This window comes from Acidaminobacter sp. (assembly GCF_030247605.1).
Taxonomy (GTDB): domain Bacteria; phylum Bacillota; class Clostridia; order Peptostreptococcales; family Acidaminobacteraceae; genus Acidaminobacter.
The window spans coordinates 1-14,263 of sequence record NZ_JAOTSB010000035.1 but is presented as its reverse complement, the minus strand read 5'-3'; the positions used below and the strand labels follow the sequence as shown (position 1 = coordinate 14,263).

At 48.7% G+C, this 14,263-nt stretch carries 9 protein-coding genes and 1 pseudogene; all 10 read left to right on the top strand.

All coding sequences use genetic code 11. The features are described from left to right. Window positions 1–420: 420 nt before the first annotated feature. The 10 genes and pseudogenes from aspS (at window position 421) to OEL90_RS13025 (ending at window position 13,634) form a co-directional block, all read left to right on the top strand. Window positions 421–2,226 (top strand): aspartate--tRNA ligase, encoded by a 1,806-nt coding sequence (gene aspS / locus OEL90_RS13070; protein ID WP_291404107.1) that lies wholly within the window; start codon window positions 421–423, stop codon window positions 2,224–2,226. 224 nt (window positions 2,227–2,450) lie between these two features. Then, a pseudogene (locus tag OEL90_RS13065) lies at window positions 2,451–2,807 on the top strand (SoxR reducing system RseC family protein); the annotation flags it as partial. Beyond that, the gene (gene glyA / locus OEL90_RS13060) at window positions 2,789–4,021 is read left to right on the top strand and encodes a serine hydroxymethyltransferase (protein WP_291404105.1); all 1,233 of its coding nucleotides are present in this window, start codon (window positions 2,789–2,791) and stop codon (window positions 4,019–4,021) included. The pseudogene OEL90_RS13065 and the gene glyA, both read left to right, overlap by 19 nt. A gap of 151 nt (window positions 4,022–4,172) precedes the next feature. After that, window positions 4,173–5,594: a sigma-54 interaction domain-containing protein gene (locus OEL90_RS13055; RefSeq protein ID WP_291404103.1), complete on the top strand. Its 1,422-nt coding sequence runs from the start codon at window positions 4,173–4,175 to the stop codon at window positions 5,592–5,594. A 625-nt stretch (window positions 5,595–6,219) separates the two neighbouring features. Continuing rightward, the gene (gene ord / locus OEL90_RS13050; protein WP_300689259.1) at window positions 6,220–7,269 is read left to right on the top strand and encodes a 2,4-diaminopentanoate dehydrogenase; all 1,050 of its coding nucleotides are present in this window, start codon (window positions 6,220–6,222) and stop codon (window positions 7,267–7,269) included. A gap of 278 nt (window positions 7,270–7,547) precedes the next feature. Beyond that, window positions 7,548–7,856, top strand: coding sequence for a 2-amino-4-oxopentanoate thiolase subunit OrtA (gene ortA / locus OEL90_RS13045; protein WP_300689257.1), 309 nt, complete (start codon window positions 7,548–7,550; stop codon window positions 7,854–7,856). Further along, window positions 7,849–9,270 (top strand): 2-amino-4-oxopentanoate thiolase subunit OrtB, encoded by a 1,422-nt coding sequence (ortB, locus tag OEL90_RS13040; RefSeq protein ID WP_300689255.1) that lies wholly within the window; start codon window positions 7,849–7,851, stop codon window positions 9,268–9,270. The genes ortA and ortB overlap by 8 nt, the downstream gene beginning before the upstream one ends. Window positions 9,271–9,418: 148 nt before the next feature. After that, entirely contained in the window at window positions 9,419–9,796 is a 378-nt protein-coding gene (locus tag OEL90_RS13035) for an ornithine aminomutase subunit alpha (RefSeq protein ID WP_300689253.1), read from the top strand. Further along, window positions 9,796–12,003: a D-ornithine 4,5-aminomutase subunit OraE gene (gene oraE, locus OEL90_RS13030; protein WP_300689251.1), complete on the top strand. Its 2,208-nt coding sequence runs from the start codon at window positions 9,796–9,798 to the stop codon at window positions 12,001–12,003. Before OEL90_RS13035 ends, oraE begins: the two co-directional genes overlap by 1 nt. Before the next feature lie 260 nt (window positions 12,004–12,263). Further along, window positions 12,264–13,634 carry a GlmL-related ornithine degradation protein gene (locus tag OEL90_RS13025; protein ID WP_300689249.1) on the top strand — a complete coding sequence of 457 codons (1,371 nt, stop codon included), beginning with the start codon at window positions 12,264–12,266 and terminating at the stop codon, window positions 13,632–13,634. Window positions 13,635–14,263: the final 629 nt, after the last annotated feature.

Here is a 14,263-nt window from a genome sequence, read left to right as displayed (position 1 = left end):
GCGTTATATCCAACAGCGAACCGGGGGCGGGTGAAAGCCTGGTGATCCATGACGTCAGTGAAGGACAACCGTTTTTGTGAGGTCTTGAGTGTCGATAAGAGGGTTTATTCCAATTAGGGTGGCACCGCGGGTATACAGACTCGTCCCTAAGCATTGCTTAGTGACGGGTTTTTTTATTTGTATTGGGTGGTGCGATCACGAGGGGGAATTAGATCCGGAATCAAATTTTGCTTTGAGAGATGGTTTTGTAAGAAAGTAACAATGTTTTTGGCCGCCTTGAACAGACGGGGTCAGACCCGCAAAATTTCACTTGAAGAAAAATGAAATATGACTTAAAATGTTTTTTAAATACTAAAATAACTTCAAGGTTCAGGTGGCTGTTTTTCTCTAATCTTAGTCAAATACAATCAAACGGAGGGAATGGCTGTGAAACGCACACATTATTGCGGTGTTCTGAGAGATGAACACATTGGTTCGACGGTTGTACTGAAGGGTTGGGTACAAAGGAAGCGAAATCTTGGCGGACTTATCTTTGTCGATTTAAGAGACCGTGAGGGGATTGCACAGATCGTATTTGACACTGCAGTATCTCAGGAGGCTTTTGATCTGGCAGAAACACTTCGTGGTGAATTTGTCATTGAAGTTCAGGGCACAGTTCGCTTAAGAGAATCTATCAATAATACAATTCCAACAGGAAGAATCGAAGTTTTCGCAGACAATCTCGTTATTATTAACGAATCCGAGATTCCGCCTATTCACGTTCAGGATGATGACGATGCTGGTGAACGTTTAAGGTTAAAATACCGCTACCTGGATCTCAGAAAGCCAAAGATGCAGCAAAAACTGAGACTGAGAAGCCGTGTGACCCAGATTGTCCGGAATTTTCTCGAGCAGGAAGGTTTTATAGATTTTGAAACACCTGTGTTGACTAAGCCAACCCCGGAAGGCGCTCGCGACTATTTGGTACCAAGCCGAGTTAATCCTGGTAAGTTTTATGCCTTACCGCAATCGCCTCAGCTGTTTAAACAGATTTTAATGGTGTCAGGATTTGACAAGTATTATCAAATAACGAAGTGTTTCAGGGATGAGGATTTACGAGCGGATCGTCAGCCTGAGTTTACGCAAATTGATATTGAGATGTCTTTTGTCGAGCCTGAGGATGTCATGGAAGTGAATGAAAGGTTATTGGCGAAAGTTATGGAAGAGACCATGGGGGTCAGACCTGCATTGCCTTTCCCACGACTAACCTTTGATGAGGCCATGACACGTTACGGCAGTGATAAGCCGGACACGAGATATGGGCTTGAGCTCGTTCACTTAAATGATATTGCAGCTGAATGTGGGTTCAAAGTCTTTACAGATGCGGTCGCGAACCAAGGTGATGTCCGCGGGATTAACCTCAAAGGTGCATCGGATCATATCAGCAGAAAAGAAATCGATAAACTTGGCGAGTTCGTCAAGACCTATGGTGCAAAGGGTTTGGCCTGGATTCGTCTAAGCGCTGATGGTCTGAATTCGCCAATCACCAAGTTCTTCACTGAAGAACAAATGACAGCGCTTATTGAGAAAATGCAGGGTGAAACCGGCGACATTCTCGTCTTTGTAGCTGACAAGCCTCAAGTAGTCTTTGACAGCCTTGGCAGTCTCAGACAAGAGGTAGCGAAAAAACTTGATATTATTCCGAAAGATACCTTTAATTTCCTATGGGTGACAGACTTCCCGCTCTTTGAGTATGATGAAGAGTCTGGCCGCTTTGTCGCAAAACACCATCCGTTTACATCTCCTAGGGATGAAGATCTTGAACTGCTGGGGTCAGACCCGGGTGCGGCAAGAGCGAAAGCCTATGATATTGTCTTGAACGGCTTTGAGATTGGCGGCGGAAGTATCCGGATCCACAAATCTGAAGTCCAAAAGAGTATGTTTAGAGCGCTTGGATTCTCTGACGAGAAGGCTCAAGAAAAATTTGGATTCCTGCTCGAAGCATTTAAATACGGTACACCTCCACATGGAGGAATAGCCTTTGGATTGGATCGGCTGGTCATGCTGATTACCGGCAGTGAAAATATTCGAGAAGTTATAGCTTTTCCTAAAACTCAGAATGCGAGCTGTCTGATGACGGACGCGCCATCTTGGGTAGATGAGGATCAATTGGACGAGCTTTCGGTTCAGGTGAAGCTGGCAGCGGGTGCTGAGGTTTCTGAGGCTGAGGCCGCAGTACAGAAATAATGACGCGGTCGAATTGACAGAACAGACGGGGTGAACAGGCGGGGTCAGACCCGCTGTACTCTGGGTGAACAGACGGGGTCAGACCCGCTAATGAGACCTGCATTGGTCTTAAGCATTAAAGGAGCGAAAAATCAGTGATCAGACATGGTGTTGTCACGGAGGCCTTAGGGCAGAGGGCCGTGGTTCAGCTGACCAGGCACGCAGCCTGAGGGGACTGCGGCGCTTGCCAGTTGGGCGAGGAAAATATGGAAATGTCGGTGGAGGTGGAAAATCCCATCGGCGCGGAAAGTGGCGCTCGAGTGGAAATTGAGCTGTCTGACGAAAAAGTGCTGACAGCAGCCTTCATAGTATACGTGATCCCTTTGATCGCATTGTTCGCAGGGATTGGCCTTGTACAGCTGACGCTCAGCCATCTGAAAAATGTTGAGGTGTTGAGCGCAATAGCGGGTATAAGTTTGATGGTTCTCACCTTTCTCATAATTCGCAGGAATGACAAAGCGAGGCGGGAAGGCGGAAAATATGAAATGACAATCACAAAAATTCTGGAGGAGGATGAAGACACATGCTCAATACGCACTTAAAAGATGTGGATATTGAAGTTTACGAGGCACTGCAGAACGAAAACAAACGTCAGGAGAAAGGCCTTGAGCTGATCGCGTCAGAGAACAACGTCAGCACCGCTGTTATGGAGGCTATGGGCAGCGCCTTTACCAACAAATACGCAGAAGGCTACCCTGCGAAGCGCTACTACGGTGGCTGCGAGTTCGTCGACGTCGTGGAGAACCTTGCCATCGACCGTTTGAAGCAGCTCTTCAACGCTGAGCACGCCAACGTTCAGCCGCACTCTGGCGCCAACGCCAACCTGGGCGTCTACTTCGCCATGCTGAAGCCTGGTGACACCGTCCTCGGCATGAACCTCACCCACGGCGGCCACTTGACGCACGGTTCACCGGTCAACATTTCCGGTGTCTACTTCAACTTCGTCGATTACGGCGTCAGCCCTGAGACTGAAACCATCGATTATGATGATGTCCGCGCGAAAGCGATCGAGCACAAGCCTAAGATGATCGTCGCAGGCGCCAGCGCTTATCCTAGAAAGATCGATTTCAAAAAATTCAAGGAAATTGCCGATGAAGTCGGCGCGCTCCTCATGGTCGACATGGCGCACATCGCCGGCCTCGTTGCAGCAGGTCTCCACGAGAACCCTTGCGACTACGCAGATTTCGTCACCACCACAACACATAAAACCCTCCGCGGCCCTCGCGGCGGCGCGATCCTCTGTAAAGCTGAGTATGCGAAAGCCATCGACAAAGCGATCTTCCCTGGCATCCAGGGCGGTCCGTTGATGCACGTTATCGCTGCGAAGGCTGTCAGCTTCAAGGAAGCCCTCACTGACGAGTTCAAGGATTACCAGAAGAAAATCGTCGAAAACTGCCAAGCCCTTGCTGAAGGTCTGATCGAGCGCGGCTTCAAGCTCGTTTCCGGCGGCACTGACAATCACCTGATGCTTCTCGACCTCAGAAATAAAGGTCTCACAGGCAAAGCCGCTGAGAAGATGCTCGGCGACGTTCACATTACGGTCAATAAAAATACGGTTCCATTTGAGACAGAGAGTCCGTTTGTCACCAGCGGCATCCGCATTGGTACTGCAGCGGTCACTTCCCGCGGCATGGGCGTTGAAGAAATGAAGCAGGTTGCAACACTCATCGCGGATACCCTCGAAGGCAAGCAGTCCAACGAAGCGATTGGCGCAGCCGTCAACGAACTCTGCGAGAAGTTTAGAATTTACACCTAGAAAATTTTAAAAACAATAATAGTCTGCCGATGGTTTTCCTGCCGCCCCTTTGATCTTGGGGTGGTTTGGGAGACCATCGGCAAATGCTGTTTTCAGCTTCAATTTCTTAGAGATTGTACATGAATAAATACTCTGGTCGGGAGGAATACCCTTGGACCAAAAATTGTTAATTTATGCGACGCAAAATATTTTGCAGGAAATTGAAGAGGGCATCCACATCATCAACCGGGAAGGCGTCACTGTCGCTTACAATGAGGCTATGGAAAAAATAGAGGGGCTGTCTGCGGAGACCGTCATTGGGCGGCACCTCCTCGAGGTTTTTCCAAACTGGACTCAGGAAAACAGCACGCTGCTGATGGCCATGACCCACCGAAAGCCGGTGCGGCAGAAGATGCAGAGCTATCTGAACCTGAAGGGAAAGCGGATTACAACGGTGAACACGACGTTTCCAATTTTTGAAGGTGAGGACTTGGTTGGCGCCGTGGAGATTTCTAAAAACTTCACGGATGTGACGCATATGTCCGAGAAGATTCTCGATCTTCAGGCAAAGCTGGTCAACCCTGAAAAATACAAGTTTCAGGTGCGGACTCATTATACTTTTGAGCATTTGATTGGCCGGAGCCCGGCTTTTATGGAGTCGATCCGGATCGCGCGGCGGGCTGCGGAGACGACTTCCAGCGTTCTGATTCACGGGGATACCGGTACCGGCAAGGAGCTCTTTGCCCAGAGTATTCACAGTGCCAGCAGTCGATGGGATAAGCCTTTTATTGCGCAAAACTGCGCGGCAATTCCGGATACTTTGCTCGAGAGTATTCTCTTTGGCTCGGTGAAGGGGAGTTTTACGGGAGCGCTTGACCGGCCTGGGCTGTTTGAGCAGGCCAATGGCGGGACGCTGTTCCTCGATGAGATCAACTCCATGAGTGAAGAGCTGCAGGCGAAACTGCTGCGGGTGCTGCAGGAGAGTTATGTCCGGCGCGTCGGCGGCCAGCAGGATATCAAGATCAACGTCAGGATTATTGCGGCCACGAACGAGGATCCCTTTGAACTCATGCAGTCCGGGGCTTTCAGGAAGGACCTGTTTTATAGGTTGAATGTCATCTATATCAAGATTCCGCTGCTGTGTGAGCGTCAGGATGACATCCCGCTTCTGGTGGACCATTTTGTGCGCCAGTATAATGAGTCCCTTGATAAGGATGTCTGGATGCTTTCGGGCGAGGTCTCCCAGTGGTTCAAGGACTATTACTGGCCGGGCAACGTCCGCGAGCTTCAGAATTTTATCGAGTCCGCCATGAATATGGTGACGGATGAGCATGTGATTGGACGGGAACATCTTCCGTCTCATGTAGCGGAGCTCTTACGGGGTCAGACCTACTCAGCTGGTGCGAAGGAAGAAATGACGCCGAGGGGTTCGCAAACCTTGGCTGCGTTCCTTCGGGGCATAGAGGAAAAGGAAATTGAAAGAGCTATGAAATTGAACGGCGGCAATATTTCCAGGGCTGCTGAGAGTCTGGGTCTGTCGAGGCAGAATTTGCAGTATAAGTTGAAGCAGTTGGGGTCAGACCTGCATGGGTGAACCAGCGGGGTCAGACCTACTTGGGTTGAATGATGGGGTCGGATCCGCAGGGGTGAACAGTTGGGGTCAGACCTATGTGGGGTGTGACCGAGGGGGTCGGACCTGCAAAGATAAACCGACGGGGTCAGACCTGCATGGAAGGAGTCCGCAGGATATTGGGCGGGCGTGCTTCAAAAAGAAAAAAAGCAAAACATTTTGCGGCGGTAGCGCAAAATGTTTTGCTTTTTTACGTTTGTAAATGAGTTTTTACTCCAATCCCCCACCATCATATTGATATTATCAGAAAATTAGAATAATTATGCGTGCCTAGCTCACCTATTTTTGGAATAATAAATTTTAAATTGTCTATAGATTCATTTTGAAATTCAAGGAACTGAAAATTGTAGATTTTGAACCTGTTTTCGAAAGGTTTCCTTCATTAAATAGTGTGCAAATAAATATATTGCAGGAATGGCTGCGGAATGAGGAGGGTTGGGGATGAAATGACCATCGGCGGAAAATATCTTTTAATTATTTTTAAATAATCGTTGATATTTTTGTGCGTTTTGTCGTTTTGGCACGAGGCTTGCTTATATAATTGGCAAGACCCACACACGTGGGTAAATTTTCGGAGGTGGCTTTTAAAATGCAAAAACCAAATGTTAAAGTGGCAATCTGGGGCTTCGGTGCAATGGGCAGCGGTATGGCTAAAATGTTGCTTAAGAAAAAAGGTGTCGAGATCGTAGCAGTTGTTGACCGCAACGCAACGCGTGTTGGAAGAGATATATATGAGTACCTCGGTGTTGAGCGCGGCGATCGTAACCCGGTCATCATCAGCAATGACTTTGACGCGACTATCACAGAGAAATGCTGCGACGTCATCATGACGGCGACAGATTCCTATACAAAAGAAGCGTTCCCAAGAATCAAAGCTTGTCTCGAGAAGAAAATCAACGTCATTTCAACTGCTGAAGAAATGGCTTACCCACAGGCTCAAAACCCTGAGCTCGCTGCTGAGCTCGACCGCATCGCTAAAGAGAACGGCGTCACGGTTCTTGGCACAGGCATCAATCCTGGCCTCATGATGGACCTTCTCGTCGTCTGCATGACGGGCTGCATGGAAGATGTCGAGCACATCCAAGCTAAGCGCGTCAACAGCCTGTCACCATTTGGTCCTGTTGTTATGCACGAGCAAGGCGTTGGCAGCAAGCTCGCTGACTTCGATGCAAATGTTAAGAACGGCACCCTCGCTGGCCACGTTGGCTTCGCAGAGTCCATCCAAATGATCGCTGACGCGATTGGCTGGAAAGTTGACAAGTGCGAGCAGCAAATGAGCCCAATCGTCACGGAAGTCGACAGAAAGTCTCCATACGGCTTTGCGGCAGCTGGCGACGTCGCTGGCGTCACTATGACAGGCCAAGGCTTTGTCGACGGCGAAGTTAAAATCGACATGATCCACCCGCAGCAAATCGAGCCTGAAATGGGCGGCACCAACACTGGCGACTACATCACGATCAAAGGTTCCCCAGCGATCAATATGTCCAATACGCCAGAAGTTGAGGGCGGCATTGGTACGTACGCTATGTGCGTCAACATGATCCCTCACGTCATCAACGCGGCACCTGGCCTCGTTACTATGATCGACCTTCCGGTTCCACGTGCGATCATGGGCGACTTCAGAAGCTTCATCAAGTAATTCAGTTGACGTTTTAGGTTAGGATTAGTGCGTCCGGGGTTTTAACTGGCGCTAAGTTGGTTAAACTCCCGGCTGCTTTTTGTGTTTGCCGATGGTCGGTTTCGTCCACAATAACCCAACGAAGTCTCTTTTGGGGACTTTCGTGAGGCGGGTTCGGTTGTGGGATGGGTGACCATCGGCTATAATAATTACTTCTTTTAATGGGGCAATTTGGGGATCAGAGCATAGCTGAAGATCTCCAATTCAGGGACTTAGAGATGAAAAGGATGGTGTTCACTATGGCAGCGAAAAAAGGGGATTGGGTGCGAGTGCACGATACGGTTTTGACACCGGCTCAGCGCGCGCCGCAGGTACCTGACGATACAAAGGCGGTGCCCCTTGAGCTTTGGGTGAAGGGCATTGCTGAGAACGACGCGGAAATGGGCGAGACCGTTGAGGTTGTGACGTTGACTGGCCGACGCGTTTCAGGGGAATTGGTTGAGGTGTTCCCTACGTATTCACATTCGTTTGGGGATTATGTGCCGGAGCTTTTGACGATTTCATGCCAGCTTCGAAGCATTTTGTTCGGAGGTGACGACAATGAGTAATTTTGAGGTTAGAGATAATTCCTACGAGGCGGTCATGAGCCGTCGGAATGAGATTATGAAAAAGGCGGTCGGCATTGACTATGCTGATTTTGAGAGCGGCGCGATCGCATTTGACTATGAAAAAATGATGAAGGAAACCGGGTATACACTCGAGGAGATTCAGAAGATTCAGAGCCAGACGAGTGTTGGAAATACGCCGATTTTTGAACTTAAAAATATAACAGAGCTCGCCAGAAAGTACGCGGCACCAGGCAAAGGCGCTAGGATTTTTGTCAAGGACGAGGCGGGCAATCCATCTGGCAGTTTTAAAGAGCGGCGCGCGGCTACGGCGGTTTATCACGCGAAGCGCCTTGGATACAAGGGTGTCATTGCGGCGACCAGCGGCAACTACGGCGCGGCGGTGGCTTCACAGGCTGCCATGCAGGGGCTGAAGTGCATTGTTGTTCAGGAGTGCTACGATTCTAAAGGTGTTGGTCAGCCTGAGATCGTTGAAAAGGCTCGTAAGTGTGAGGCACATGGTGCTGAGGTAGTTCAGCTTTCGGTTGGACCTGAGCTGTTTTATACATTCTTGCGTTTGTTGGAAGAAACGGGATACTTTAATGCTTCATTATATACACCATTTGGTATTGCCGGTGTTGAGACGCTTGGCTATGAACTGATTATGCAGATGCGCGAGCGCATTGGCCGGGACCCGGATGTGGTTGTGGCAACGAATGCTGGCGGCGGCAATTTGACGGGTACGGCACGTGGCCTGATTAAGGCTGGTGCACTGAATACACAAATTGTGGCGGCGAGTGTTAATCTTGCGGGTCTCCACATGGCGAGCGATACTATGTTTAACAAGAAATCCTTTACGACGGGGCATACGGGTTTTGGCGTTCCGTTCTCAACTTGGCCGGATCGTTCGGATGTGCCGCGATCTGCTGCGCGACCGCTGCGTTACATGGACCGCTATCTTCAGGTCAACCAGGGTGAAGTTTTCTATATTACAGAAGCGATGGCTCAAATTGAAGGCCTTGAGCGTGGACCGGCAGGAAATACGGCGCTGGCGGCGGCGTTTTCTCTGGCTCAGGAGATGGATCGCGATCAGATTATCGTGGTTCAAGAGACAGAGTACACAGGTGCTGGAAAACATCATGCTTCGCAGCTTTCCTTCGCTCGAAACAACGGCATAGAGATTGTTTTTGGGGATCCAAGAACAGAAGTTGCCGGGAAATCCATTGTCATTCCGGAGAATCCAGGCATGATTAAGGCTGTGGATCTCGACATGACAAAGCTTAGGAAGTCCTTGATCAAGAACGCTGTTGTTAACAACAAGGTTACTGAAGTCTGCGATGCTGACGTCGCGTTCCTTGCGGTGGAGACCAAGACGGATGAAGCGTTTGTTAGAGCGGCGTTGAAGGAAATACTCTAAAAGTGACATATGGGGTCAGACCTGTGTGGACATAAGACTTTGACACATGGGGTGACACATGGGGTCAGACCCGCGTGGACATAAAACTTTGATAACCGGGGTGACACACGGGGTCAGACCCGCAAAAACAAAAAATAGGAGGTTACTCATGAAAGGTTCTGAAAGAAGAGCAGACGACTTCCAGTCGAGACGCGAGCACCTTAAAAACATGACAGACGAACAACTTAAGGATTATTTCTGGCAGCTGACTGAAAAAGTGGTTGATCCACTTCTTGAACTGGCGCGCACTCACACGACGCCATCCGTCGAGAGATCCGTCCTGCTTCGTATGGGCTTTTCCAGCTTAGAGGCGAAACCGCTTGTTGAAGGTGCCATCGACCGCGGCTTGATTGGCCATGGCACAGGCAACGTTATCTACCGGATCGCCAAAGAAAAAAATATCTCTATCCGTGAAGCCGGTCTCGCCTTGATCGAAGGTAAGTTCTGGGACGACGCTGTAACTATGTTCAAAGGAGGTAACAGATAATGACGATTAAAGCCACAGAAAAACTCGATATCCGCGCCATTATCAGCGACCTTGAGAGCTATGCGCCTAAACGCCGCGGCTGGACATGGAGAAAGCCCGCGCCAGGTCTCAAACTCGGACCTTTTGAATACGCCGACTGCAGCGAGCCGCTTAAGAACGGCATTGGCATTCCTTGCGACATCCAGTACTTCGGCAATCTCGACCCTCAACCGCTCAACTCTATCACCACTGAGATCGCTTCCGGCCGCTTTGAGGACGATATCCGTCGCATGCGCATGGCTGCATGGCACGGCGCTGACCATATCATGGTCATCAGAACCGCTGGTCAGTCCCACTTTGACGGCCTGATTGAAGGTTCCCCGCAGGGTATCGGTGGCATTCCGATCACGAGAAAGCAAGTCAGAGCCCACAGAAAAGCCCTCGATATGATTGAAGAAGAAGTCGGCAGACATATCAACTACCATTCATACGTTTCAGGCGTCGCCGGTCCGGACGTTGCTGTTATGTTCGCTGAAGAAGGCGTCAACGGCGCTCACCAGGATCCACAGTACAATGTCCTCTACAGAAACGTCAACATGGTACGCTCCTTCATCGATGCTGCAGAGTCGAAGTCCCTCATGGCTTGGGCGGATATGGCCCAGATCGACGGTGCCCACAACGCCAACGCTACGGCGCGCGAGGCCTGGAAAGTCATGCCGGAGCTTATCGTTCAGCACGCTATCAACTCGAAGTACTCAGAAAAAGTTGGAATGAAGCGTGAAAATATCTGTTTGTCGACGGTGCCACCATCGGCAAGCCCTGCACCTGCTCTTAAATTTGACCTCCCGTATGCTGTTGCGCTACGCGACTTCTTCGAAGGTTACAGAATGCGCGCGCAGATGAACACGAAGTACATCACGTCGTCTTCCCGCGAAGCGACGGTTACCCACGTTCTCAATATGATGATTTCCAAGCTCACCAGCGCGGACATCCAGTCCACGATCACCCCGGACGAGGGCAGAAACGTGCCTTGGCATGTCTACAACATCGAGGCGTGCGACACGGCGAAGCAGACGTTCGTGGGCATGGACGCGCTTATGGATATGGTAGAGTTGAAGTCGGAGGGCTTCCTGAGGGAGACTGCACGTGAATTGAAAGAGCGCGCAGTGCTCTACATGGAGGAAATTCTCGAGGTAGGCGGCTACTTTGAAGCGGTCGAAAAAGGCTTCTTCGTCGACTCGGCAAAATATCCGGAGCGCAATGGCGACGGCATCGCTCGTAAGATTGACGGCGGCGTGGGCGCTGGTGCGGTGTTCAAGCGCGAGGCGGACTATATGGCTCCAGTTACGGCGCACTATGGCTACAACAATTTAGAACAGTACGGCGCTGAGTTCGTGGGCGCGCCTTCGAAGCTCATTGATGGCTGTACCCTTGAAGACCGCTCGAAGATTGTTTACATCAACGAGCTGGACGAGAATGACAACGTTGACAAGCGTATTGAAGAAGTGGCTAAGTATTATGACACCAATGTTATAAAACCAGAAGTACAGTGGCTTGCCGATGGTGTCGTCACCATCGACCTCTTCCTCCCAACCTCCAAGCGCAAGGCTGAATTTGCAGCGATTGAATTTGCGAAGAAGATGAACCTGACAGATGTTGAGGTCATTCACCTCGAAGTTATGCATCCGGCAGAAGGCACTCGCGTTCAGGTTAAAGGTGTTGTGGGCTTTGAATTAGATCTCGATAAGCTGGAGATTCCGCCTGAGCCAGAGGTTCTCTCTGATGAGGAAATCCGTGCGATTATTGAAGAAAAACCTATGCTCCTGGTCGCTGCAACAGTAGGCGAAGATGAGCACTCTGTCGGTATGCGTGAGATTATTGATATTAAACACGGCGGCATTGAGAAGTACGGCATCGAAGTTGAGTATCTCGGCACATCTGTTCCGGTTGAGAAGCTGGTGGATGCGGCGATTGAGCTCAATGCAGACGGTATTCTCGCTTCGACGATCATTTCACACGACGATGTTCACTACAAGAACATGAAAAAGCTTCACGAGTATGCGATTGAGAAGGGTGTCCGTGACAAACTCTGCCTCGCAGCGGGCGGCACTCAGGTTACGCCGGAAATCGCGCGTAAGAATGGTATGGATGAGGGCTTTGGCCGTGGCACGAAAGGTGTCAACCTGGCGACGTTCCTGGTGAAGTGCAGGGAAGAGAAGCAGAAGTAATGATTTGATATAAGGACAGCGGGGGTCAGACCCAGGCAGCCAGTTCTGGAGTATGGACATGGTGCTGTGGGTCTGACCCCCGCTTTTTATTTTGTTAATAATGTAAATACAAATTTGTAAAATAAATATTTGCTTTGATAATCTGACAAGTTATAATCAGTTTATGTGACTGTTCTTTGTGGGTCAGCGACTGAAGTTAAGGCCGTTAATGGCGCCAATCAGCACTATTAGACCCTATAGTATATAAAGGCGGGATAACTATGAAGTTTGATGTATTGGTTGCTGAAATTGGGAGCACAACAACTGTTGTAAATGCATTTACCAATTTGAGTACTGATCCGACTTTTGTCGGCCAAGGACAAGCACCAACAACGGTACTTGATGGAGATGTCACAATTGGTCTAAGTAATGCAATTGATGATCTTCGTACGAATTTAAAAGTTGATAATATTGAATACAATGAGCTGCTTGCAACTAGCTCGGCCGCAGGTGGGTTAAAAATGACTGTCCATGGCTTAGTCTACGATATGACTGCTAAAGCTGCCAGAGAAGCGGCTCTTGGCGCTGGTGCCAATATCCATCTAGTGACCGCTGGCCGGCTTCGGCGTAGTGATTTAAAACATATTGAGAGTATTATGCCAAATATTATACTTGTTGCAGGTGGCGTAGATTATGGTGAGAGAGACACTGCTCTTCACAATGCTGAAATGATAGCTGGGTTGGATGTAAAAGTACCTGTAATCTATGCTGGAAATATACAAAATCAAGATGATGTTGAAGAAGTCTTTGAAGAATGTAATAAAGCTGAGTTGTTATATGTTGTAGAAAATGTTTATCCCAAAATAGATGTCTTAAATGTGGAACCAACCAGAAAAGTCATACAGGATGTTTTCGAGGAACATATCGTACACGCACCTGGAATGAGTCATGTAAGAGATATGGTTAACGGTCCGATTATTCCGACGCCTGGAGCGGTTATGGAAGCGGCGAAGCTTTTAAAAGAAGAACTTGGCGATTTGATAGTTTTTGACGTAGGAGGAGCAACAACAGATCTTCATTCAGTGACAGAGGGCAGTGAAGAAATTAACAGAATTTTGATTAACCCTGAACCGACTGCGAAACGTACGGTTGAGGGTGACTTAGGGGTCTATGTTAATATGCTCAATATTGTCGAGCTGATAGGTAAAGAAAAGCTGATGCAAGATTTGAATATTAATTCGAACACACTTGAACATTTAATAGAGACACATCCACCAATTCCAAAAACACCATTACAAATAAAATTTGTAGAACGATTAACCCTAGAAGCTGTTGTTCAATCTTCTCATCGGCATGCAGGAGCATTTAGAGATCTTTTCGGTGGCTCAGGCAAAACTCGCATGGCTGAAGGCAAAGATTTAACGAGTATCCAGTATATTATAGGTACTGGCGGCGCATTAACACGTTTGCCCAACAGAGTAGATATTATGCGAGAAGTATCCAGGAGCAATAAAGGTAATAAGCTTTTGCCTACTCCTGAAGCTAAAATTCTGGTGGATAATGATTATATTATGGCGTCACTTGGAGTATTGTCTAAAGAATATCCCGAAGCCGCCTTGAAGCTTCTTAAGAAAAGCATGAAGTTGATTTGAAAATGTTTATTTCTATAAGTTTTGATTTCTATCAGGGTCTGACCCCATGTGATCATCCTCATTGTGTTTCGCGACACGCCCATCCAACATCACACTAAGTCGCGGAATGAGGGGTCAGGCCTTGATTGAAATATATTGATTTCTGTCAGGGTCTGACCCCATGTGATCATCCTCATATTTGTGTTTCGCGGCACATTCAGCCAACATCACACTAAGTCGCGGAATGAGGGGTCGGGCCTTGATTGAAATACTTTGATTTCTATCAGGGTCTGACCCCATGTGATCATCCTCATATTTGTGTTTCGCGACACATTCATCCAACATCACACTAAGTCGCGGAATGAGGGGTCGGGCCTTGATTGAAATACTTTGATTTCTATCAGGGTCTGACCCCATGTGATCACCCCATGTGATCATCCTCATTGTGTTTCGCGACACACCAATCCAACATCACACTACGTCGCGGAATGAGGGGTCAGGCCTTGATTGAAATATTTTGATTTCTATCAGGGTCTGACCCCATGTGATCAACCTCATATTTGTGTTTCGCGACACACCCATCCAACATCACACTACGTCGCGAAATGAGGGGTCAGGCCTTGATTGAAATATTTTGATTTCTATCAGGG

Coding starts and splice junctions, on each gene's coding strand:
- aspS (WP_291404107.1), top strand. CDS start 421: ATGGCTGTGAAACGCACACATTATTGCGGTGTTCTGAGAGATGAACAC.
- glyA (WP_291404105.1), top strand. CDS start 2,789: ATGCTCAATACGCACTTAAAAGATGTGGATATTGAAGTTTACGAGGCA.
- ord (WP_300689259.1), top strand. CDS start 6,220: ATGCAAAAACCAAATGTTAAAGTGGCAATCTGGGGCTTCGGTGCAATG.
- ortA (WP_300689257.1), top strand. CDS start 7,548: ATGGCAGCGAAAAAAGGGGATTGGGTGCGAGTGCACGATACGGTTTTG.
- ortB (WP_300689255.1), top strand. CDS start 7,849: ATGAGTAATTTTGAGGTTAGAGATAATTCCTACGAGGCGGTCATGAGC.
- OEL90_RS13035 (WP_300689253.1), top strand. CDS start 9,419: ATGAAAGGTTCTGAAAGAAGAGCAGACGACTTCCAGTCGAGACGCGAG.
- oraE (WP_300689251.1), top strand. CDS start 9,796: ATGACGATTAAAGCCACAGAAAAACTCGATATCCGCGCCATTATCAGC.
- OEL90_RS13025 (WP_300689249.1), top strand. CDS start 12,264: ATGAAGTTTGATGTATTGGTTGCTGAAATTGGGAGCACAACAACTGTT.